Here is a 22,436-nt window from a genome sequence, read left to right as displayed (position 1 = left end):
AAGCAATGAGGGAGGGGTAGGGGTTATATACAAGTATACGACCGCTGATGGAGCCCTCCGCTTCATCGGGTGAATCAGTAAAGGCCGGTTCCGGGCTCGCACTTTTCATATTGAAATGTGCTTACCGTTGCGGGGGCAGCGTTGGCATTGCGCTCACTTGAAAAAGTGGTCGCGCACCAGACTTCCCGTTTAACTCTTTGTCACCAAATACGTGACGCAGGGCACCTGTTACTTGGCGCGCACTCTAAGGCTGTGCTGGGTTTTTGTCAAATTGAGGTTATGGCGGCTTCAGGGCTGATGGGGGCTTGATAGGCGTTTAACTTTGTCTAAGAGCTGTTGATTCATCGGAACGGCAATCTTGTGCTGGGCCGCGAGATGGCAGAGATAGCCAGTAATGGCATCAATCTCTGTGTCGCGTCCGGCTTCCACATCCTGCAGCATAGATGAGCGATTGGCAGCAGTGGTGGTGGCGACGTCGGTGACGAGTTTATGTAAGTCCGCTACCCAGTCCGCGTGGCCGAGTGCGGCACTGACTTCGAGTATTTCGTCAACGACCTGTCGCATTTGTGCGCGGCGCTCTGGGCTATTTAGTAGCTCACCGTTGCGACAGCGATGAATAACCGTTAAGGGGTTAATGACGCAGTTCACGGCCAGTTTGCGCCACAAAACGGCCTTGATATTGTCGCTGACGCTCACCGATAAAGGACTGAAAGACAGTGAGTGGGCAAGCTGAAGAAGGGTGTCGTGCTCGCCGTCTTTGTTACTGCCAATAAATGTTTGGCCGCGACCGGCATGGACGAATTCGAAGCGGTTTTGCCGGTAGCAGCCCTCGGTTGTGGAGCCTTGAATGACCGTCGCCTTGGGAAACTCGCGCTGGATTTGCTCTGCAATACCGAGGCCATTTTGCAGCAATAAAAGTACCGCATCATCGGCAATATGAGTGTTGAGCGTCTTTAATGCAGGGAGCGTTTGCTGCGCTTTGGTGGTAATCAATAAATGCTGAATGGGAGATGACTGGCTAGTAGGGCAACTTGCGGGTAGTCGGTAGTGCAGAGTTTGCTCACCACTATGTAAGCTAATGCCTGCGCATTGCTGGTAGGCACCCAAGGTTTGCTGATCCCGCAGAATAAGCCGGACATCGGCGCCAGCGCGGTGGCCGTATATCGCCCACAGACTGCCGATAGCACCGGCACCCAAAATATGCCAAGTGATTGTTGTGGGGGATTCTGGAGTGAGCAAACTACCTTCCTCGGGTCTCGGTTGGCGCATTTTTAGTCACGACAGCGATAATCCAATGAGTGAGCACAAGCCTAGGCTTGTCTATGTGCGTTTTTTCGCTTCGCCGAGAATGCTAAACTGCCGACCGCAACATAACAAAGGAAACTAGGCTATGCCAGCGTTTGATATTGTCTCAGAAGTGGATCTGCACGTTTTTACCAATGCCGTCGATCAGGCTGGGCGTGTTATTGATACTCGCTTCGATTTTAAAGGTGTGGACGCGCGTTTTGAGCGCGAGGGACTAACGGTGACCATGTTCGCTGATGCGGAATTTCAATTGCAGCAAATGGAAGACCTGCTGCGCGCCGCCCTAATTAAAGTGAAAATTGATCCAAAGGCAATGGATTTGGCGGATGTAAAAGGTGCGGGCAAGCAGGTAAAACAATTGGTTACCATGCAAAGCGGCCTGACCTCCGATGTGGCGCGCAAAATCGTCAAGTTGATCAAAGACAGCAAAATTAAAGTGCAAAGCCAGATTCAAGACGAGCAAGTGCGAGTGACTGGTAAAAAGCGTGATGATCTGCAGCAGGTGATGGCACTATTGCGCGCTGAGGAGTTAGATCAGCCTTTGCAGTTTACTAACTTCCGCGATTAATCGACGGTTTATTGCGAGATTTGCTGGCGATTATCGCAGGGTAATTCAAATACCCTTGCAATATTGCTGGCGGTCGCCAGAATGAAGCCATCGTTTTTGTGGAATCCCCTATGAGTGATCAGCAGCCGATATCGGCACTGCCTTGGCATAAGGCGATTTTTAATCGTCATATGTTCATCTGCGTTTTAACCGGTTTTGCATCCGGTCTACCCTTGTATTTTTTAATTCAATTGGTGCCGGCGTGGCTGCGCAGCGAAGGGGTGGGGCTGACGGAAATCGGCTTATTCGCGCTGGTGGGCTTTCCCTACAATTGGAAGTTCGTCTGGGCGCCTTTGATGGACCGCTATGTGCCGCCGTTTTTAGGGCGGCGGCGGGGCTGGATGCTGATTACCCAGATTGGTCTCATCATCTCGATTGCGGTATTGGGTTTTATTGATCCGGTATTTTCTGTGGGTTTAGTTGCCTACGGCGCGGCGGCGGTGGCGTTTTGCAGCGCCAGTCAGGATGTAGTTTTAGATGCATACCGTCGCGAGCTTTTACACGATGATGAGCTTGGTCTGGGTAATGCTATTCATGTGCAGGCCTATCGCTTAGCGGGATTAGTACCGGGTTCCATCGGCGTTATTCTTGGCGATTACTTGCCGTGGAGTACGGTCTTTATTGTGATGGCTGGATTTATGATGATCGCGGTGGTGGCGACCATATGGATTGATGAAGCGGTAGATGCCAGCGTTGCGCCATTAAGCCTGCGGGCGGCGGTGGTTGAGCCATTTAGGGAGTTTGTAAATCGCAAAGGTTGGGCCAGCGCCCTGTATTTATTACTGTTTTTATTCTTGTACAAACTTGGCGACAATATGGCGACAGCCCTGTCGTCACCCTTTTATTTGGATTTGGGTTTTACCCTCACCGAGATTGGCACTATTGCTAAAACTGCGTCTTTAACCGCGGCGATTATCGGCGGTTTGGCGGGCGGGGTGATTATGATTCGCCTCGGCATTAACCGCGCGCTGTGGTTGTTTGGGGTGGTGCAGGTGCTGAGTATTTTGGGTTTTGCGGCCTTGGCAGAAATTGGTCCCAACCGCATGGCTTTGGCGGGGGTGATTGTTTTTGAGTATCTTGGAGTGGGTTTGGGCACTGCCGCCTTTACTGCCTTTATTGCCCGCGCGACCATGCCAGCCTATGCCGCAACACAGTTTGCCTTGTTCACCGCACTCGCGGCCTTGCCTCGCACATTTGCGAATGCGACCACGGGTATTATCGTGGAGTCAGTGGGTTGGACAAATTTTTACCTGCTGTGCACGGCAGTTGCCATACCCGGTATGGTGATGTTGCTTAAAGTCGCGCCTTGGTCAGAATCTAAATCAGAGCTAGAAAAGCCGGCTTGATGAATGCCTCCAAAATAAAGTTTAGTGCCAAGGGCTTGCTTCGTCGTTTTTGGCCAACGGCACTTTTTCTAATTGCGCTAATCATTTTATATTTTTTCCATACCCAGTTTGATTTGTCTTATCAGCGCGAGCTAGTCGAAGACGGCCAGTGGTGGCGTATAGTTAGCGGTCAATTGGTGCACAATAATTTTGCGCATTTACTTCCGAATATGGCAGCGCTAGTGCTGTGTCGACTGTTGTTGATAGCTGGATGTAGCGAGAGAGAATTTATTTTTCATCTGTTTTTCTGCACCGTGCTTACAGGTGTGTTGATCCACATTCTATTGCGTTCATACGATTATTATTTAGGCATATCAGCGGTAGTGTACGGCATGCTTTTTGTCGGCGCGGTGACTTTGATTCGCGCTCGTCACTATTGGGCCTGGGCAGTTTTACTGATCTTGGCCCTTAAATTAATGCGAGATTATTTTGCTCCCGAAACATTAGCGGGGGTCGCTGCTCGCATTGGTGTGCCGGTTGCCGTTGAGGCGCATTTTGTGGGGGTGTTAGCTGGTGTACTAATAATGCTTTGCCGGTATGCAATGGTCAGGGCGTTACGCGAATCGCGTTCATAATAAATATACTGACGGTCGTAAATTGAGATTACTCCGGCCAGCGACATTGCCGCCAGTGAAGGCGACCTGATTCCTCCGCACTCGACTCTTCTATTAAATGACTTAATTGCCGCTGATAGCTGTCGCTACCATGCGGGAAGCTGATTTTGCCTTGGCTGTTTACGATTCTAAACCACGGTAGGCGAGTGTCTTTGGGGAGTTGGCTGAGTAAACGTCCTACGTGGCGGGCCTTGCCCGGTTGGCCGGCCAGTTCGGCAATTTTGCCGTAGCTACACAAGCGCCCCATGGGGACGCTGTGAATGGCTGCGTAGATTTGCTGGCTTGCTTCGTCCTTCATTGCGCAGCGCTAGTAGGGTTTTTTAGCTGTTGCTCTCGGCTTCTAGGTTACGGGTGCGCTCCCAGTAATCTTCATAGAAGAAATCAACTTCGCCGGTTTCTAGAGAATATTCCGCGCCGACTACCAAGAGTTTGCCTTCGTTGATGAGGTTCTCCAGCGTGGATGAACCGCTGCTGAGGTGTTCTACCGAGGCCCGTACATTGGCGCGCACCGATTGCTCTATCAGCGCTTTGTGGTCGTGACGTAGCTCTGTGCAGAGTAGCGTTTCAACCGCAGGGCGAATGCGCTTGACGATGGAGTGCAGGTTTTGCGATGGAATTTTGCTATTGCCGGTCAGCACGTCAACGGTGGCCGAGATAGCCCCGCAGCGAGAGTGACCTAGGACGACAACTAGCGGCGTGCCAAAATTCAATGCCGCAAATTCGACACTGCCGATACCAGAGGGTGCGACGACATTGCCGGCAACACGAATCACAAATAAATCGCCTAAGCTTTGGTCGAAGACTAGCTCTGCAGGCACCCGCGCATCAGAACAACCCAGAACGATGGCTAGGGGGGCTTGAACTTCGACTAGCTCGGGCCGTTTGGTTTGGATAACGCTGGCAACATCGCTATTCACATTTTTGACAAAGCGGGCATTGCCTTCTTTTAGCCGTGTTAATGCTTCTTGTGCAGTGATCATATGTAGGTTCCCGTTGTGTGAGGTTTGCTTATAGCCAGTCGCTGATCAGTACACCAATACCGATACTTTCGATGGCGTTATTGTATTCAATTAGGCTCTCTCCGTAGCCATTAAAGTACTTAACGTAGGCCTTTACCCGCGAGCTTATTGGGAAGCTCCAGCCTAGTTCAACAGCGCCTTTGCTCTCGCTGCGTAAATTATTGCGCAGCATGATGCTGAGGGTTCTGTTGTGCCACTGGTAAATACCCATCCATTCAAAATGGCCGAGGTATTTTTCGATGTCTGGATTGTCGTCGTCATCTGACGATTCCGGCAGCCGGTACCAGGGTTTGAATGACATCGCGAAGCGATCCCGTTCAAATACCATATTTAACATAATGCGATTCCAGCTCCGAGACAGCGGTTCGCCGCGGCCGTTGGACTGGTGGTTGAAGATAAACTGATTTGCGACGTTGCGTATGCCCATCCACTCCCAGTCGTTTGCGAAGGTTAGCATTAACTCGGGTTCGTGGTTGGTTTCCCTGAATGGGGCAGATGCTGCGCTATTGTATGCCTGCCAAAATGAGCGATTGGTATAGCCAACACTCAAATAGCCCTTGTCCTTAAAAACCTCCTCCCACAGGGTGAGTTTTATGCTCAGTTGGAATTCTAATTCAATGCTGTCGGGTTCGGCGCTATTGTTGGCGAGAAAGCCGCTGTAGTCTGAAATATCGTCGCGGTAGGACACCGGCAATATGTAATTGGTTCTGTGTGGTGTCAGTACGAAAGGGTTGTCGAGGGTGAATTGCTCTAAAGCAAAGCGCTCTCCGATCACACCGCTGTGTCGAGTACGTGCGGTGGCGTCGCGGGATGGCGCTTGTTGATTTTTGCTTGTCCAGTTTTGGGCTGAGTTGCAAAAAGTACGGAGTTCACCGATGGTGGTGGATTCCGCCGCGGACTGACTTGCCAGTTGCAGGCACTCGGCGGTGTTGTCGATGGTTTGCGCGTGGCTTTGTCCCATGTAGAACATAAGCAGTGCGAATAAACGACGAAATCGCATTGGGCTATTTTTCTCCTATGTTCTGCGGATAACAGCTGTCAATTGTAAACCAAAGCGGCGGATTGTGACGGAGTTTTTACAGGCTATTACACATAGGCCTGTGTTCACCAGCGCAGCGCTTGAATTTGCCGCTAATACCCCAACATCTTAAGAAAGCCTGAGCTGAGTGAGTTTGTAATGCGATTTTTATTCGTGATGTTTATTGGTCTACCCATTCTAGAGATGTGGTTGCTTATTAAAGTGGGTACGGTTATTGGCGCCTTTCCGACCATAGCAATGGTGGCTACTACGGCTGTTATTGGTGCTGCCCTGTTAAAACAGCAGGGGATAGATACCTTAACCCGCGCGCAGCAGCGTTTGAATTCTGGGCAGGTTCCCGCAACAGAGATCCTAGAAGGCTTGATGCTGGCGGTGGGTGGTGCACTATTACTCACTCCAGGCTTTGTAACTGACGCTATTGGTTTTGTGTGTCTTATTGCCCCGCTGCGTCGTTTGCTGATTGCAGCCTTGATTAAACGCGGTGTAATGCAGGTTCAAATGAACCAATTTCACGGAGGCGACAGTCCATTTGGTGCAGCGAATCAAGAGTTTGGCGCGGGCCCAAGTTCGCAGGTTCACAATGCGTCTAGCGAAGGTAAGGGCGGCGAGAACGTCATTATCGAAGGTGAATACAAAAAAGAAGAATAATTTTCGTGATCGGCTCTTGAAATGCCTTTCAACAACCCCATTTACAGCACAGCCCACGGTGACTTGGTGATTGCACTTGGTTTTCCCAGTCGGAGCATCAATGCGCTCTGATCCGTATGAAAGGGGTTTCAGGTCAAAATGCTTGCAGGTGTAAGAGCCTTTAGTATTTGGGCTGATGCCGGTTTACCCGGTCAAAAAATTCTAAATCATTGATTTAATGGAGATTGATAAAAATGAAAATTCGTCCGTTATACGATCGCGTTGTTGTCCGTCGTAAGGAAGAAGAAAAAACTAGCGCTGGCGGTATTGTTCTGCCTGGTTCAGCTAAAGAAAAGCCAAACCAAGGTGAAGTGCTTGCTGTTGGCGAAGGCAAATTGCTTGAAAGCGGTGAATTGCGTCCAGTTGGCGTAAAAACCGGCGACGTAGTCATTTTTGGTCAGTACTCGGGTAGCACTGTAAAAGTCGACGGCGAAGAGCTGATCGTTCTGAATGAATCAGAAATCTTTGGTGTAGTAGAGGCCTAAGGCCGACACAAGATTTCTTTTGAATCAACGAGTTAGTTAATAAAAGGGTTATAAGATCATGGCAAAAGACGTAGTATTTGGCAATGAAGCGCGTCAGCGTATGGTGGCTGGTGTAAACATTCTGGCTAACGCAGTTAAAGTTACTTTGGGTCCCAAGGGCCGTAATGTTGTATTAGAAAAGTCTTTCGGCGCGCCAACCATCACTAAAGATGGTGTGTCTGTAGCGAAAGAGATCGAGCTAGAAGATAAGCTCGAGAATATGGGCGCACAAATGGTGAAAGAAGTGGCGTCACGCGCTTCTGACGATGCCGGTGACGGTACTACTACTGCAACTGTATTGGCTCAGGCAATTGTTAACGAAGGCTTGAAATCAGTTGCTGCCGGCATGAATCCTATGGATATCAAGCGCGGTATCGACAAGGCAATTGCCGCTGCCGTTGCAGAAGTTAAAAAGCTGTCTAGCCCATGTGCTGACACTAAGGCGATTGCACAGGTAGGTACTATCTCTGCAAACAGCGACGCTAATATTGGTGACATCATTGCAGAAGCAATGGAAAAAGTTGGCAAAGAAGGCGTAATCACCGTTGAAGAAGGTCAAGGTCTAGAGAACGAGCTAGACGTTGTTGAAGGTATGCAGTTTGACCGCGGTTACCTGTCTCCTTACTTCGTAAACAACACTGAAAATATGAGTGTTGAGCACGACAGCCCATACATCCTGTTGGCTGACAAAAAGATCTCTAATATTCGCGAATTGCTGCCATTACTTGAGCAAGTGGCTAAGTCTAGCCGTCCATTAATCATCGTTGCAGAAGACGTTGAAGGCGAGGCTTTGGCAACGCTGGTTGTTAACACCATGCGCGGTATTGTTAAGGTTGCAGCTTGTAAGGCGCCTGGCTTCGGTGATCGCCGTAAAGCGATGCTGCAAGATCTTGCGATTCTGACTGGCGGTACGGTTATTTCTGAAGAAGTTGGTCTTGACCTTGAGCAAGCAACTCTTGAGCACCTTGGTACCGCTAAGCGCGTTACTATGGATAAAGAAAATACCGTGATCGTTGACGGCGCCGGCGAAGCTGCTGCAATCCAAGCCCGTGTTGGCGAGATTCGCACTCAGATCGAAAACACCAGTTCTGACTACGACCGTGAAAAACTGCAAGAGCGTGTAGCTAAATTAGCTGGCGGCGTTGCGGTTATCAAGGTTGGCGCAGCGACTGAAATGGAAATGAAAGAGAAGAAAGCCCGCGTTGAAGATGCGCTACATGCAACCCGTGCAGCGGTTGAAGAAGGCGTGGTTCCTGGCGGTGGTGTAGCTCTGGTTCGCGCCATTGCAAATATCGGCAAAATCGAAGGTGACAACCTAGACCAAACTGCTGGTATTAATGCTGCGCTGCGCGCACTTGAAGCACCATTGCGTCAAATCGTGACTAACGCTGGCGACGAAGCGTCTGTTGTGTTGGACAAAGTGCGCAGCGGTACTGGTAACTTCGGTTACAACGCTGGGACTGGCGAATACGGCGATATGATGGAAATGGGTATCCTAGACCCAGCCAAAGTAACCCGTACTGCGCTGCAGGCTGCAGGTTCTGTTGCTGGTTTGATCATTACCACCGAATGCATGATTGCTGATGCACCAAAGGCTGAAGCCGGCGGTATGCCTGATATGGGCGGCATGGGTGGTATGGGCGGTATGGGTGGCATGGGCGGAATGATGTGATTTAGCCCCACCTCGCTTTACCTGAAACCCCGCTTCGGCGGGGTTTTTTATGCCTGAATTTTGACCGTGGGAGGTTTGACGACTTTAATCTAACTAGGTATTTAAGTTTTGTCTTGCTGTAGTCATCATGTATAGTGATGACATATTATTGTAATATTGTGTAATAGTTGCGTTCTAGCGAGTACGGGTGTCGCGCGCGTATCCCAGATCATAAAAATAAGTATTAGGTGTTCATCATGTCTGTCTGTCGTTATCTCTTCGTTCTGTTATTCGCCACAGTATTATCTGCCTGCGGTGGAAGTTCTGTTTCGGGCTCTAGCGCTCCCGATAATAGCGGTGGTAATCAACAAGTACTCGATTCCGATTCGGACGGTATTAGGGATAGCGTTGATAATTGTCCATTAGCTAGCAATGCGGGGCAGGCAGACGCTGATTTAGATGGCTTCGGTGATGCTTGCGATAGCGATGCCGACAACGATGGGGTTCTAAATGCTAATGATAACTGCCCAGTAACAGCGAATTCTAATCAGGCAGACGTGGACGGCGACCTTATTGGTGATGCCTGTGATCCCGTGAATAATAATGATGGCGGTGATGGCGGTGATGGCGGTGATGGCGGTGATGGCGGTGATGGCGGTGATGGCGGTGAGCAGCCGTTAGATACCGATCTGGATGGTATTTTTGATGCCAGCGATAATTGCCCTAGTGTGTCTAATCCGGGACAGGCGGACGCCGATGAAGATGGCGAGGGCGATGTCTGTGACAACGATGCTGATAACGACGGCATTGAGAATGGAGTAGATAACTGCCCCGCAGATGCAAATGCAGGGCAAGACGATATTGATTTAGATGGTCTTGGTGATGCCTGCGACGATCAAGATGGCCGAGATAGCGATAGCGACGGTGTAATAAACACCCTTGATAACTGCCCAATGTTGGCCAATCCAGATCAACAGGATCTAGACGAAGACAGTATTGGCGATGCCTGTGATCCAGAAGACAATCGCGATAGCGATGCTGACGGGGTGGGCAATGAAACGGACTTATGTGCCGATACCGCTGCTGGTGCAGGTGTGGATGCCAGCGGCTGTGCGACCACGCAAACAAATGCATCCTGTGGTGACAGCTTTGCGAGCGTTGCGGCAAACCGTCATTATCAGGTGAAAATTCCTTCAGCCAGCGGTGAAAATATCAGTTTCGAAGTGTTTGAGCCCGCCGAAATACATTGCGGGCAGCGCGCCCAGGCAGCGCATCCCTTGGTATTGCACGGCCACGGTTTTGGCGGTGCGCGGGTGAGTGATACCGGTGGCGAGTACACCGGCAATGCCATTGATCGTTTGGTGGCGGGTGGCTATCCCGTAATTAGTATAGATTTGCGCGGTTTTGGCGATAGCGGCGGCACCGTAAGGGTAATGGACCCCGAGTTTGAGGGTTTAGACTTGCTGCAAATATTAGATTGGGCAGAAGCGAATTTAGATTACTTGGCCTGGCGTGATGAAAGCAGTGGCGACTTTGCGCCTCGGCCAGAAACGCCGGTGAGTATAGCTGGCGGCGTTAATCTATTAGCCGGTTCGGTGGGGTCAAGCTACGGTGGCGGTTATCAAATGCTGATTCATGGCGTTGACGAAAAGCAGCGCCTAGATGCTATGGTTCCCGATATCACTTGGCACAACCTGCCCTATAGTTTAAATCAGGGCGACGTGGTGAAATCTGCGTGGTCTCTGTTATTAGTGGCCGGTGGCGCGGCGGGAAGCTATCAACCAGGCCTAGAAAATCAAGAATCGCCGCTGGCAAGAGGTCTAGACCCCTTTGTGCTGGAAACCTTGGTGCGTGGCTTAGCGACGAATGAATTCCCTCGCGACGCATTAGATTGGTTTAGCTACCACAGCCCTCGTTATTGGTGCGAGCTGAATGGTCAGGCAACCATGCCTTACAGTGTTGCGGCCAGTGAGTTGAACAACAATATTACTAGCGAATTTAATGAAGCGCCGGGCAGCAATACATACAGTGGTCAGCCGGGGGTGGATGTTTTGCTTACCCAGGGTATTCGCGACACCTTATTTAACTTCAACGAGGCGTGGTGGAATTTCCAATGTTTAAGTGAGCGCGTTGCGGAGACCGGTCATGAGGTAAGACTGCTTACTCATGAAAGCGGGCATATTATTTCTGGCTTTATTGGTGAGACGCCAGAGCCGCTTTATTTTCAGGCACCGGCGGGGAATTTTGCCTGCGGTGAGATTGATCAGCGCGATGCCACCATCGCATGGCTAGACGAAAAATTGCGCGGCTTGCCCGCCGCTGATTATTTAAGTGGCGAGAACGAGATTTGCACATCGCTTGCCGATAACGATGCGGTGATGATTCCGCTAGATAAATTTAAGGCGCGTCGTTCGGTGAATGACGATACCGTCGTAAGTTTTACCGAGTACAGCAATTTAAGTGCAAGCAATATACCCAATGGTGTTGCTGCACAAGTTGCGCATCTACCGGGTCAAGATGTCGCGATAATCCCTGTGCTGAGCGTGACGGATGAAAATGGTTTGATTATTGCGGGTATTCCGCAGCTCGATATTACTATTAGCACGCCGCAACTCATCAACGATGCCGTATGTGCGATGGGTAGTATTCCTACTCTGCGCATTGGTTGTGACGCCATCTTGTTTACCGGCGTAGCGATTCGAAGTGCGGGTGGCGAATGGCGACTTTTAGACGATCAAGTTGCTCCTGTTCGCGGTTTGGGCGAGCACCCAGATATTGATATGGTTGGGATTGCTGAGAGGCTTGCTCAGGGTGATGAGCTGGGTTTGTGGGTAAGTGGCTACCACGCCCAGTATCTAGAAGCGTTCTCACGTGATGCAACAATAGTCGCGGTGAATATAGCGGCAAACTTGAGCCTACCGCTATTTGCGGTTAAGGCCGACGGCCAGCCTGATTTCGACGCCGATGTTTCTGGCTCGGTAGGTGAGCCTGCGGCTGATGGCGGTGGTGGGCTGCCCATTGGTGACGTTCCAGACTTCGGGGACGGGCTCCCTTTCCCTTAGAGGTGTTCAACCATTTAAAGGCGGCTGAAAAGTCGCCTTTTTAGGTATTGCCTGACTAAAAACCTAGTTAGATCGGCGTAAATTGCGTGCACCTGACGCAAACTGTTTGTGCTGTTGCCGTGACGGTCACTATACTTGCCTTGGTAATCTCATGACTTATGCGCTTCGGCGGCAGGTGACGGTGTGCTAATTAACACTAGCCCCGCCGACATCGATTTCATTGCCGTCGAATACGACGCTGTATACATTTTTGCGAGGACGTTTTGGAGCTGTCATCCATTGTTCCATGGGGGCGATCTTACGGCGAATACTGCCGTATGTTTTCACTGTCAGAGCGGGATCTAGAAGGCCATATTTTGGGCTGCGGTGATGGCCCTGCGAGCTTTAATGCGGAGCTGACGCAAAACGGCGGTCGCATTATGTCCATCGACCCAATATATAAATTTTCTGCCGACGAAATTCGGGGGCGCATTCAGCGCGTTTATCCGGGCATGATCGCCGAACTTGCCCGTAATGCACAACAATACTATTGGACTAGTTTTAAAGATCCCGGCCATTTGGGCTCTGTTCGCATGTCGGCAATGAATCGCTTTCTCGACGATTTTGAAAAAGGCCTTGAAGAGGGGCGATACATTGAAGCCAGTTTACCTGAGCTGCCTTTCTTTGATGATGAATTTGACTTGGCGCTGTGTTCACACTTGCTTTTTTTGTACAGCGAGCAAATTGATGCGGCCCAGCATATCGACGCCCTTACTGAAATGAGTCGGGTCGCCAAAGAAGTGCGTGTTTATCCCTTGCTAAGTTTAGATGGTCGAGTGTCGCAACATATACCGGGTGTGCTGCGGTATTTTAATGAGCGTGACTATATTGCCGAGTTAAAGCCCGTTGCCTACCAATTTCAAAAAGGCGCAATGGATATGCTGATCTTGCGGAAAAAATAACGTAAGAACCAATATTTATACACCATGAACGTCGGGAGTAGCTGTGGTGACGGATGATTTGGCTTCTAGCTTAGATGTACTTGAATTAAAAAATGCCCATATATATTTGAAAGCGGCAAACGCTGTTTTTACACCAGCTCATGGCTTTTCTGCAGTATCCACATCGGTAGACTTTCCTGTTTTAGAATGTGTGACATCAAAATGTCGAGCGGTCATTTCCCTGCAGGGCGCACAAGTTTTGTCTTTTATTCCAAATGGAAAGCAAGATTTATTGTGGCTTAGCCCCTTGGCGACATTTAAAACCGGTGACGCGATTCGCGGTGGTATTCCGCAGTGTTTACCGTGGTTTGGCGTAAATCGTCGGCAGCCGGAATTGCCCAAACACGGTGTTGCGCGCACCCAAATGTGGACCTTGGGTGACGTGAGTCAGGATGCGGATGAAACCTTAAATCTACGTTTTGTATTTAGTCCAAATGACGATGATTTAGAGGCATTTCCCTACCCATTCACTGCTCAGCTAGAAGTATCGATGGGGAGCGAATTAGGCCTAACGCTAAGAATTAAGAACGAAGGTGGCGATGCAATGCCGCTAAGCTTTGCCATGCACAGTTATTTTGCAGTGAGCGAATTAGATGCTGTAAGAATAGAGGGTATTGCAGGGCGAGAGTATCTCGATAATTGCCAGGGGCTAGCGCGTTTTGTACAAGATCAGGAATTGCAGTTTGATGCCGAAATAGATCGCGTGTATGAAGCCCTTGGCGCTTGTCAGCAAATACATGATGGGTCGCGTAAAATTAAAATAGATGGGGAGGCTTGCGACACCGTAGTCATCTGGAACCCGGGCCAAACATTGGCGGCAGGGCTGGCGGATGTTGGGCCATATTTCCGTGACTATGTATGCCTTGAGCGTGGTATGGCATTTGGTGACGAGTTAGAACTCGTGTCGGGTGAGGCGGCGCAGGCGACTATGCGGCTATCGTCTAACTAATAGGTTTAAGCTGCTATGTTTGTTGTACTTTGTGTGATTAACATTGTTGTGATATCGCTAGCGGTATTCATACATTATGAGACCTTGTTTAGCCTATCAAAATTTCTGCCGCGTTTAGCCTTACCGCGCCACCGAGTTTTGCTTGCATTGATTGCGGTGCTATTGGCGCACACCTTTGAGGTGTGGATTTTTTCAGTGGCATATTATCTTCTGCACGCCGACGGTGGTTTCGGAACTTTAACAGGCAATTTTTCAGATAGTTTGCTCGATTGTGCTTATTTCTCTTTCACGGTGTACACCTCATTGGGATTCGGCGACATTGTTCCGGTCGGTGATCTCAGGTTTTTATGTGGATTGGAGTCTTTAATTGGTCTGGTGATGATCGCTTGGTCAGCTTCGTTTATGTATATGGAAATGCAAAACAATTGGCGAAACATTCATTAAGATTTATCGTCACACGCTGCCGTTCAGTTTCAGTTCAGCTCCAAGGCGTAAGATAAGCCCTGTAAAAGTTAAGTGGCGACAGTAGATAGAATCGCCACAATTTATGTAATTGAAAGGGGAATATTATGCGTTTGCAGTGGATTTTTGCCGTTATGTTATCTGGCCTAGTTGTTGGGTGCAGCAGCACCGGAACTAGCTACCAACCCGCTGAAGAGCGCGGCGCCTATGGTTATACCGAAACCGAGCTGGGTAGTGATCGCTACCGTGTTACGTTTACCGGTAATAGCCGTACTGACAAAGAAACCGTAAACGACTACGCCATGCTTCGCGCCGCTGAGTTAACCTTGCAGAACGGTTACAACTGGTTTCATTTGGTAAATCGCGACACAGAAAGTAAAAGCCGCAGTAGCACCAGTATTTCAGGTGTAAATGATTTTGGTGGCCATACAGCAGTTTATCAGCGCTGCGGTCTAGTGAGCTGCGATACGGTTGTCACTCAAACGCCATCGCGCTTGAGTGGTGGGGTGGCGTCAACGACTACCCGCACAAACTATCAGGCGTCTTTAGAAATTAAAATGGGTAAAGATCCTATGCCTGATGATGCAGAGGCTTATAATGCTCAAGAGTTAGCGTCTACTCTGCGTCGCTGGATGGGTAACAGCAGCAAATAGATCGAGCACGTCGATCAGAGAACCGGGCGCTTGTCGCCCGGTTTTTGCGTATATGGGGATTGAAAATGGCAGAAACAGTATTAGTGTTGGGAGCAAGTCCTAAGCCTGAGCGGTATTCATTTAAGGCGGTACAAATGCTGACTGAGTATGGCCATAAAGTATTGCCGGTAAATCCATATCATCCAACAGTGAGTGGTGTGGCGTGTCTTGCCTCAATTGCAGATGCGAGTGAAAAAGTAGATACCGCCACGATTTACGTTCGACCAGAGTTATTGAAAAACGACCTTGATCAGCTGATTAGTCTGGCGCCACGCCGCGTTATCTTTAACCCCGGTACCGAGTCAGATGAGATGGCTGAGCGCTTGGAAAGCGCGGGAATTCAAGTAGAAGAAGCCTGTACCTTAGTCTTATTGAGAACGGGCCAGTATTAAATTCACGGCAATAAAAAGGGAGCCGATTTGGCTCCCATTTGTTTAAAACCTACTTAAACGAATTGTAGTAGAGCAACCATTGCTAGCGCTAAGGCAATGCTGCAATGAACAACGCCTTTTACGGTTGTCATTGGGCCGGTTTTGCCGAAAATAGCATTCAGCTCAAGCAGTACAATTAAGCCAATACAAATCCATAAGCCTAGGCTGATAGAGGTGCCAGCTTTACTGACCGCTGCGGCTCCTGCAGCGCCAGCGCCGTGGAAAGAGCCAAGCATGCCAATCAACATTGGTGCAGAAAATAGGGTGTTGGTGCGAGATGCCAAGCCAGCTTTAGGCGCGGCTTTTGACGCGTCACCAGGCACAATGCCGCAGACGATTTTTTGGTTTGGCCAAATAATCAGCCACACGTTTAGGAACATTAATGTACCCATTAGCGCGCCGATAATGATGTAGCCATTCAGGCCGCGGGCCATTGTGAAGTGCAGCAAGCCTAGGCCGGTTAGGAAGGTAAACATGGCGCCCCAGCGGAACCACCACAGGGCTCTGGGTGCTAATTTTTTGACGGCATCCGCTTTTGCGGCGGCTTCAGCTTCTTTGAAGTACTCTGTTTGCACAAAGTTGAAATAATACAGTAAGCCAATCCAAGCGATGCCGAACAGGACGTGAAGCCAGCGCAGCAATAAATCTGGTGAAATAAATGCATCCATGAAAGTACCCTCTTTTTCGTGTTGGTGTCGTTGGTTTTTATTGTTGTTCGGCTGTGTAAAGCGCTATTAGGCGCGGTCTTTACGCAGTGTGCAACACTAAAACCGCTAAAGTATAGCAAAGCCAATGAACTTGGGTAGCGAATAAGACTCAAATGCCTCGGCCGGTGCTTTAACCCCCAGCATGCCAGTGTCATAATGCCTCTTCTTTTACCTCTTTCAAAATACAGTGAGTTAATAAGCGTGACTACGGACAGACAGGAACCAAAAATTTCACTCTCTATAGATGATGAGGACATCGCGCAGCGCGCTGCGATGAAAAAGCCTGCTCCGGCGGCCGCCCCTCCTGCTGCGGACGCGCCAGCGAGTGGCAGCGGCGGTTTTGTCATGTTTATGCTAACGGCACTGGTTTTGTTGCTTGCTGGTGTTTCTTATTATTTGTACGGCCAATTAAACACTACGCAGACCCAGCTATTGGCCAGCCAGGATCGTTTAGATGCCTTGGAAATGCGCCTCTCATCGGCAGATGAAAGCATTAGCGAAAGCACGGTGACCACTTCTGTTAAATTGAAGGAATTAGATCAGGAGGTTCGCAAGCTCTGGGACAATGTTTGGAAAAAGCAGCAGGACGAGCTAGCCAAGCACGATGCTACTTTAGGCAAACAACAGTCTGAGATGGATAAGGCCGTTAAGCGCATTGTTGCTTTAGAAGCCAAGCTTAAGACTAGCGAAGAGCAACTTAGCAAAATATCTAAGTCTTATAATAGTGACCGTGAATCCATTACCTCGATGTCTGGTAAGTTAGACAGAGCCATTGCCCAGGCAGAGGTGAATCGTAAAGAGCTGCTGAATATGGGTAAGCAGGTGGCCTCAGGTGGCGGCTTGGATGCACGAGTTAAGGATGTTGAGCGCCGTATAACTCAAAATGAAGAGTGGTTGGATTCTGTTAATGCCTTCCGCAAGCAGGTTAATCGCGACATTGAATCAATGCGCCAAACCATGACCCAGTACCATTCTGGTAGTCCAACTCCGCGTTAATTTGCGACCGCGTGCGGTGGCGTGGCCCTTTGCGCTACACTACCGCCGTCCAGCTGGTGTATACTCTGCCGCCGTTCTGGGCGCTGTCGCCAATCATTTAGCTGGAGTCTTCCAATGACCGTAATCCGTCAAGATGACCTTATTCAAAGTGTGGCCGACGCGCTGCAATATATCTCTTATTACCACCCTGTAGATTTTATCCGCGCAATGGATGAAGCCTACCAGCGCGAGCAAAACCCCGCCGCGAAAGATGCGATGGCGCAAATCCTAATTAATTCTCGTATGTGTGCAGAGGGTAAGCGCCCGATCTGCCAAGATACCGGTATTGTGACGGTTTTCTTGACCGTGGGAATGAATGTGCAGTGGGAAGGTGCAATGGGCGTGACCGATATGGTTAATGAAGGTGTGCGCCGCGCATACAATCTGCCAGATAACGTGCTGCGCGCCTCAATTTTGGCCGACCCAGATGGTGCGCGTACCAATACCAAAGATAATACCCCCGCTGTTATTCACTACGAGATCGTTCCTGGCGATACCGTCGAGGTTCACGTTGCAGCCAAGGGCGGCGGTTCAGAGGCAAAGTCGAAATTCGCCATGTTGAACCCCTCTGACTCAGTAGTTGATTGGGTGCTGAAAATGGTACCGACCATGGGTGCTGGTTGGTGTCCACCGGGTATGTTGGGTATCGGTATTGGTGGCACGGCTGAAAAAGCGATGATTATTGCTAAAGAAGCCTTGTTAGATCCGATTGATATTCACGATCTGCAAAAACGCGGAGCCAGTAACCGCGGCGAAGAACTGCGTTTAGAGCTGTTTGAAAAAGTAAACAAGCTCGGCATTGGTGCCCAAGGTCTCGGTGGTTTAACGACGGTTTTGGACGTTAAAGTAAAAGAATTTCCCACCCATGCGGCAAATAAAGCTGTTGCCATGATTCCAAACTGCGCGGCGACCCGCCACGCACACTTCACCTTAGATGGCAGTGGTCCAGCAGCACTTAAGCCGCCTTCGTTAGATGAATGGCCAGAAGTGACCCGCGAAGCTGGTGGTGACGTTAAGCGCGTTAATTTAGACACCGTTACCCAAGAAGAAATGGCAACGTGGAAGCCCGGCGATACGATTTTGCTTAGCGGCAAAATGCTTACCGGCCGCGACGCCGCCCATAAGAAAATGGTCGATATGCTCGCCAAGGGTGAAGAACTACCGGTGGATTTGAAAGGTCGCTTCATATACTACGTAGGACCAGTTGACCCGGTGCGTGATGAAGTCGTTGGCCCTGCAGGCCCAACCACTGCGACGCGGATGGATAAATTTACCCGCACTATGTTGGCCGAAACTGGTTTAATGGGCATGATTGGTAAGTCCGAGCGTGGCGATGTGGCTATTGAAGCCATTAAAGAGTTCGGTGCTACTTACTTAATGGCGGTGGGCGGCGCGGCGTATTTGGTGGCGCAGGCAATTAAAAAGTCTGAAGTAGTTGGCTTCCCCGAGCTCGGAATGGAAGCAATCTATGAGTTCACTATAGAAGACATGCCGGTTACCGTGGCTGTCGATGTTCGCGGCGAGTCGGTGCATAAAATTGGCCCCCAAATTTGGAAGGCTAAAATAGAAGAGCAAGCGATAGAAGTAGTCTGACGTCGGGCTGAGGACGCTTGATGGGAGACGGTAAACGCGATTGTGTTTGCGTCTCCTGTCTCCCGTTTAGCATCTAGGGGAGTACAATTTGGCCAATCAAACCTTCTACTGGCACGATTACGAAACCTGGGGTGCGAATCCCGCCCGCGATCGACCGGTGCAATTTGCCGGTGTGCGAACCGACGCTGAACTTAATATCATCGGCGATCCCTTGATGGTCTATGCGCGACCAAGCCCAGATTACCTCCCCCATCCCGAAGCCTGTTTAATCACCGGTATTACTCCCCAGCAGGCCTTGCAGGAAGGGGTGTCCGAGGCAGAGTTTATCGCGACTGTTCACACAGAATTGTCTCAGCCGGGCACCTGCGGCGTGGGCTACAACAGTATTCGTTTTGACGATGAGGTGACGCGTTATACGCTGTACCGCAATTTTTACGATCCCTATGCACGGGAGTGGCAAAACGGAAACTCCCGCTGGGATTTAATCGACGTTGCGCGCCTGTGTCGCGCTTTGCGGCCAGAAGGCATTGAATGGCCTTTACGCGAGGACGGTACGCCAAGTTTTAGGCTGGAAGAGTTAAGTGCGGCCAATGGGCTTAGTCATGAATCTGCCCACGATGCCTTATCCGATGTGTATGCAACTATCGATTTGGCGAAACTACTAAAGCAGCGCCAACCCAAGCTATTTGAATACGCATTAAGTTTGCGTGATAAACGCAGCGTGGCGGCAATGTTGGATGTTGTTACTCAGGTGCCGGTTCTGCATGTTTCTGGGCGTTTGCCTGCGGCTAAGTTTTGTTCTGCTTTGATGATGCCCTTAGCATTGCACCCAGAAAATAAAAACAGCGTTATTGTTTATGATTTAAGTGTTGATCCCACACCTTTGATTGAGCTGTCAGCGGAGGATATTGCTGCGCGGGTATTCAGCGCCACCGCCGATTTACCCGAGGGCGCAGAGCGCATCCCGCTCAAGGAAATCCATATCAACCGTGCACCTATTGTTGCCACTGCAAAATTGTTGGATGAGGCGGTGAGTCAGCGTCTGCAAATTGATATGGGCCAGTGTCGTCGTCATTGGGCGCAGCTCCACAAGGCTCAGGGTGTGCAAGAAAAACTGCAGAAGATATTTGCTGCGCGCCAGTTTGCCGAAAGCAACGACCCCGATGTGATGTTATACGGCGGCGGCTTTTTTAACGGCGACGATAAAAAAATGATGGATGAGGTTCGGCGGGCAACCCCAGATATTCTCGCCATGCAGAGTTATCATTTTAAGGATGCTCGCCTACCTGAATTGTTGTGGCGCTATCGCGCTCGCAATTTCCCCATGAGTTTGTCTGATTCTGAACGCGAAAAGTGGCGTAGCTTCTGCCGCCGGTGCCTGCGGGAACCGGAGCAAGGTCAATTGGGCTTTACTGAATTTCGTCAGCGTTTAGTGACGCTAGCGGGGGAGCGAAGCTCAAGCAAAGACGCCATGATTTTGAGCGAACTAAATGACTACGCCGATGCCTTGGAGCAAGAGGGTTTGTGAGTTCGGCGTGGTGGGTGTATATGGTGCGCAGCCGCAGTGGCAAGCTCTATACCGGCATTAGTACAGATCCAGAACGTAGATTTAGAGAACATTGTGGAGAGGGTGGGCGCGGCGCGCGCTTCTTTCGCGGTGACCCGGCTGAGGCAATTGTGTATCGCGAGCCGGCGGAGAATCGCTCTACTGCATCCCAGCGTGAAGCCGCAATTAAAAAGCTACGTCGCAGTGAAAAAGATGCGTTGATCTCAGTAAAGTCTCGCCAATGTCCCTAATGCCACTATGCTTTGAAACGCCGCTTTCCCATGCCGAAGATAAAGGCGATAATGCGCGGCTAACTAGGGGAGAGTTATGACGGATACCGGTTCAGAGCGCGCAAAAAGCACGAACGTCGGCGTATTGAAAGCGATGATGGGCTTTTTGCGGCCGTATCGCTGGCAGATGGTTGGCGCCAGCATTGCTCTAATTTGCACCGCGGGCATAACACTGTCTATCGGCCAGGGCTTGCGCATGCTGGTTGATCAGGGCTTTTCGAGCAATGCCTCGGTGGATGCTTTAAATCAGGCTTTACTGTTGTTTATGGTGCTGATTCTGCTTTTGGCGACGGGCACTTTTGTTCGCTTTTATTTGGTGTCATGGATTGGCGAGCGGGTGAGTGCAGACCTGCGCAAAGCGGTTTTTGCCCATGTCGTCCATCTTCACCCCGGCTATTTTGAAACCAATCTCAGCGGCGAAATTCAGTCGCGCATCACTACCGACACCACATTGCTGCAAACGGTTATCGGCTCGTCGGTATCTATCGCCCTGCGTAATTTTCTGATGTTCATTGGCGGGCTGATTTTATTATTTATCACCAACCCCAAATTAACCGGTTTGGTAATGCTTAGTGTGCCGTTGGTAGTGGTGCCGATTATTGTGTTTGGGCGCCGTGTTCGCAGCCTGTCGCGTACCAGTCAGGACCGCATCGCTGGCGTTGGTAGCTTTGTAGGCGAAGCGGTTAAAAACATTAAAATGGTGCAGGCCTTTAATCATCAGGGGCTTGATAAAGAAGCCTTTGACGGCCACGTTGAGTCGGCATTTAATGTGGCGATTGGTCGAATCAATCAGCGCGCATGGCTTTCTACAATAGTGATTACACTGGTGCTGGGTGCGGTAACCGCAATGCTGTGGGTTGGTGGTTTAGATGTGCTGGCAGGTAAAATCAGCGGTGGCGAGTTGGCCGCATTTATTTTTTACGCAGTGATGGTAGCGGCCTCGGTTGGCGCAATCTCAGAAGTATACGGTGATCTGCAGCGCGCTGCGGGTGCGACGGAGCGCTTATTAGAATTGCTGGCGGCTGAAAATTTAGTGCCGACACCAGCAGCACCATCGCCATTACCTGCCTCGCCACAGGGTAATTTGCAGTTTGAAGGGGTGAGTTTTAGTTATCCTTCTCGTCCTGAGCAGCGGGCTATTGATAATCTTAATTTGAACATCGCGCCGGGTAGCAGTCTTGCTTTGGTCGGTAGTTCTGGCGCAGGTAAGTCGACCCTAGTTGATTTAATACTGCGTTTTTACGATGTGCAAAGCGGGGCAATTCGCTTTGATGGCATTGATATTCGCGAACTCAGCCTTGAGGATCTGCGCAGCCAAATCGCGATGGTTCCCCAGCAGCCAGTCTTGTTTACCGGTACGGTGGCGGACAATATTCGTTACGGTAAACCGGATGCCAGTTTGGCGGAAATTGAATCTGCGGCGCGCTCGGCATATGCCCATGAGTTTATCGAGCGCTTGGCTGAGGGCTACAATAGTTTTGTGGGCGAGGGGGGGATTCGTTTGTCGGGCGGTCAGCGGCAGCGTATTGCGATTGCCCGTGCGATCTTGGCTGACCCCACATTGCTGCTACTCGACGAAGCCACCAGTGCTCTGGATGCCGAGAGTGAGTACCAGGTTCAGCAGGCGCTAGAATTACTGATGAAGGGCCGCACAACAATCGTTATCGCTCATCGCCTAGCCACCGTGGTAGATGTAGATATTATTGCAGTACTAGATCATGGCAAGTTGGTGGCGACGGGCACTCATGCAGAACTTTTACAGAGTTCGCCGCTCTATGCTCGTTGGGCGAGCTTGCAGTTTGACGAGGGCGCAAACACCACAGATGTGTTGGCGACGGTTTAATTTTTCGGAGAGGTA

Annotated in this window: 22 protein-coding genes and 1 riboswitch; of the genes, 17 read left to right on the top strand and 5 right to left on the bottom strand. The window is 50.2% G+C overall.

Annotation, left to right across the window (positions count from 1 at the left end; translation table 11 throughout):
- Positions 1–65 precede the first annotated feature (65 nt).
- A riboswitch (cobalamin riboswitch) is annotated at positions 66–245 on the bottom strand.
- 43 nt (positions 246–288) lie between these two features.
- Positions 289–1,269 carry a ketopantoate reductase family protein gene (locus C0068_RS04625; RefSeq protein WP_103683318.1) on the bottom strand — a complete coding sequence of 327 codons (981 nt, stop codon included), beginning with the start codon at positions 1,267–1,269 and terminating at the stop codon, positions 289–291.
- Positions 1,270–1,390: 121 nt separating this feature from the next.
- On the opposite strand from C0068_RS04625, the gene C0068_RS04620 reads away from it, so the two are divergent.
- The 3 genes from C0068_RS04620 (at position 1,391) to rrtA (ending at position 3,872) form a co-directional block, all read left to right on the top strand.
- The gene (locus C0068_RS04620; protein ID WP_103683317.1) at positions 1,391–1,873 is read left to right on the top strand and encodes a YajQ family cyclic di-GMP-binding protein; all 483 of its coding nucleotides are present in this window, start codon (positions 1,391–1,393) and stop codon (positions 1,871–1,873) included.
- 110 nt (positions 1,874–1,983) lie between these two features.
- Entirely contained in the window at positions 1,984–3,258 is a 1,275-nt protein-coding gene (locus C0068_RS04615) for an AmpG family muropeptide MFS transporter (RefSeq protein ID WP_103683316.1), read from the top strand.
- A complete protein-coding gene (rrtA, locus tag C0068_RS04610; RefSeq protein WP_103683315.1) occupies positions 3,258–3,872 on the top strand; it encodes a rhombosortase in 615 nt (204 codons plus the stop codon). The genes C0068_RS04615 and rrtA overlap by 1 nt, the downstream gene beginning before the upstream one ends.
- Positions 3,873–3,900: 28 nt before the next feature.
- Here rrtA and C0068_RS04605 read toward each other — a convergent pair whose 3' ends face one another.
- From C0068_RS04605 to C0068_RS04595, 3 genes are read right to left on the bottom strand one after another with little or no spacing between them, the layout of a single operon-like run.
- Positions 3,901–4,209 carry an MGMT family protein gene (locus C0068_RS04605; RefSeq protein WP_103683314.1) on the bottom strand — a complete coding sequence of 103 codons (309 nt, stop codon included), beginning with the start codon at positions 4,207–4,209 and terminating at the stop codon, positions 3,901–3,903.
- A gap of 22 nt (positions 4,210–4,231) precedes the next feature.
- Entirely contained in the window at positions 4,232–4,891 is a 660-nt protein-coding gene (locus tag C0068_RS04600) for a carbonic anhydrase (RefSeq protein ID WP_103683313.1), read from the bottom strand.
- Between the two features lie 28 nt (positions 4,892–4,919).
- A complete protein-coding gene (locus tag C0068_RS04595; RefSeq protein WP_103683312.1) occupies positions 4,920–5,930 on the bottom strand; it encodes a phospholipase A in 1,011 nt (336 codons plus the stop codon).
- Between the two features lie 177 nt (positions 5,931–6,107).
- Here C0068_RS04595 and C0068_RS04590 point away from each other — a divergent pair, with 177 nt between their 5' ends.
- The 9 genes from C0068_RS04590 to C0068_RS04550 all read left to right on the top strand — a co-directional run bounded on the left by C0068_RS04590 (position 6,108) and on the right by C0068_RS04550 (position 15,368).
- Positions 6,108–6,617, top strand: coding sequence for an FxsA family protein (locus C0068_RS04590; RefSeq protein ID WP_103683311.1), 510 nt, complete (start codon positions 6,108–6,110; stop codon positions 6,615–6,617).
- A 233-nt stretch (positions 6,618–6,850) separates the two neighbouring features.
- Positions 6,851–7,141, top strand: a complete 291-nt coding sequence (locus C0068_RS04585) for a co-chaperone GroES (RefSeq protein ID WP_103683310.1) — start codon at positions 6,851–6,853, stop codon at positions 7,139–7,141.
- A 55-nt stretch (positions 7,142–7,196) separates the two neighbouring features.
- Positions 7,197–8,852, top strand: a complete 1,656-nt coding sequence (gene groL, locus C0068_RS04580) for a chaperonin GroEL (protein WP_199176116.1) — start codon at positions 7,197–7,199, stop codon at positions 8,850–8,852.
- A gap of 236 nt (positions 8,853–9,088) precedes the next feature.
- On the top strand, positions 9,089–11,893 hold the full coding sequence (locus C0068_RS04575) for a thrombospondin type 3 repeat-containing protein (RefSeq protein WP_103683308.1): 2,805 nt from the start codon (positions 9,089–9,091) through the stop codon (positions 11,891–11,893).
- A gap of 317 nt (positions 11,894–12,210) precedes the next feature.
- Positions 12,211–12,834, top strand: a complete 624-nt coding sequence (locus C0068_RS04570) for a class I SAM-dependent methyltransferase (protein ID WP_103683307.1) — start codon at positions 12,211–12,213, stop codon at positions 12,832–12,834.
- Positions 12,835–12,877: 43 nt separating this feature from the next.
- Positions 12,878–13,822, top strand: a complete 945-nt coding sequence (locus C0068_RS04565; protein WP_103683306.1) for a D-hexose-6-phosphate mutarotase — start codon at positions 12,878–12,880, stop codon at positions 13,820–13,822.
- A 15-nt stretch (positions 13,823–13,837) separates the two neighbouring features.
- Complete coding sequence (locus C0068_RS04560) at positions 13,838–14,266, top strand: potassium channel family protein (protein ID WP_103683305.1); 429 nt, start codon at positions 13,838–13,840, stop codon at positions 14,264–14,266.
- 125 nt (positions 14,267–14,391) lie between these two features.
- Positions 14,392–14,937 (top strand): CC0125/CC1285 family lipoprotein, encoded by a 546-nt coding sequence (locus tag C0068_RS04555; RefSeq protein WP_103683304.1) that lies wholly within the window; start codon positions 14,392–14,394, stop codon positions 14,935–14,937.
- A 65-nt stretch (positions 14,938–15,002) separates the two neighbouring features.
- Complete coding sequence (locus tag C0068_RS04550; protein ID WP_103683303.1) at positions 15,003–15,368, top strand: CoA-binding protein; 366 nt, start codon at positions 15,003–15,005, stop codon at positions 15,366–15,368.
- Positions 15,369–15,421: 53 nt separating this feature from the next.
- On the opposite strand, the gene C0068_RS04545 is transcribed toward C0068_RS04550, so the two are convergent.
- Positions 15,422–16,075, bottom strand: a complete 654-nt coding sequence (locus C0068_RS04545) for a urate hydroxylase PuuD (protein ID WP_103683302.1) — start codon at positions 16,073–16,075, stop codon at positions 15,422–15,424.
- A 240-nt stretch (positions 16,076–16,315) separates the two neighbouring features.
- Here C0068_RS04545 and C0068_RS04540 point away from each other — a divergent pair, with 240 nt between their 5' ends.
- From C0068_RS04540 to C0068_RS04520, 5 genes are all read left to right on the top strand, one after another.
- Positions 16,316–17,110, top strand: coding sequence for a hypothetical protein (locus C0068_RS04540; protein WP_146047838.1), 795 nt, complete (start codon positions 16,316–16,318; stop codon positions 17,108–17,110).
- Between the two features lie 114 nt (positions 17,111–17,224).
- Positions 17,225–18,742, top strand: a complete 1,518-nt coding sequence (locus tag C0068_RS04535) for a fumarate hydratase (protein WP_103683300.1) — start codon at positions 17,225–17,227, stop codon at positions 18,740–18,742.
- Positions 18,743–18,830: 88 nt separating this feature from the next.
- A complete protein-coding gene (sbcB, locus tag C0068_RS04530; protein WP_103683299.1) occupies positions 18,831–20,270 on the top strand; it encodes an exodeoxyribonuclease I in 1,440 nt (479 codons plus the stop codon).
- A complete protein-coding gene (locus C0068_RS04525; RefSeq protein WP_233208734.1) occupies positions 20,267–20,539 on the top strand; it encodes a GIY-YIG nuclease family protein in 273 nt (90 codons plus the stop codon). The genes sbcB and C0068_RS04525 overlap by 4 nt, the downstream gene beginning before the upstream one ends.
- A gap of 76 nt (positions 20,540–20,615) precedes the next feature.
- The gene (locus tag C0068_RS04520) at positions 20,616–22,421 is read left to right on the top strand and encodes an ABC transporter transmembrane domain-containing protein (RefSeq protein WP_103683298.1); all 1,806 of its coding nucleotides are present in this window, start codon (positions 20,616–20,618) and stop codon (positions 22,419–22,421) included.
- Positions 22,422–22,436 lie beyond the last annotated feature (15 nt).

Origin of the sequence: Zhongshania marina (assembly GCF_002915595.1) — a bacterium.
GTDB lineage: Bacteria > Pseudomonadota > Gammaproteobacteria > Pseudomonadales > Spongiibacteraceae > Spongiibacter > Spongiibacter marinus_B.
The sequence above is the reverse complement of the archived record's forward strand: the minus strand, read 5'-3'. Positions and strand labels throughout refer to the sequence as shown.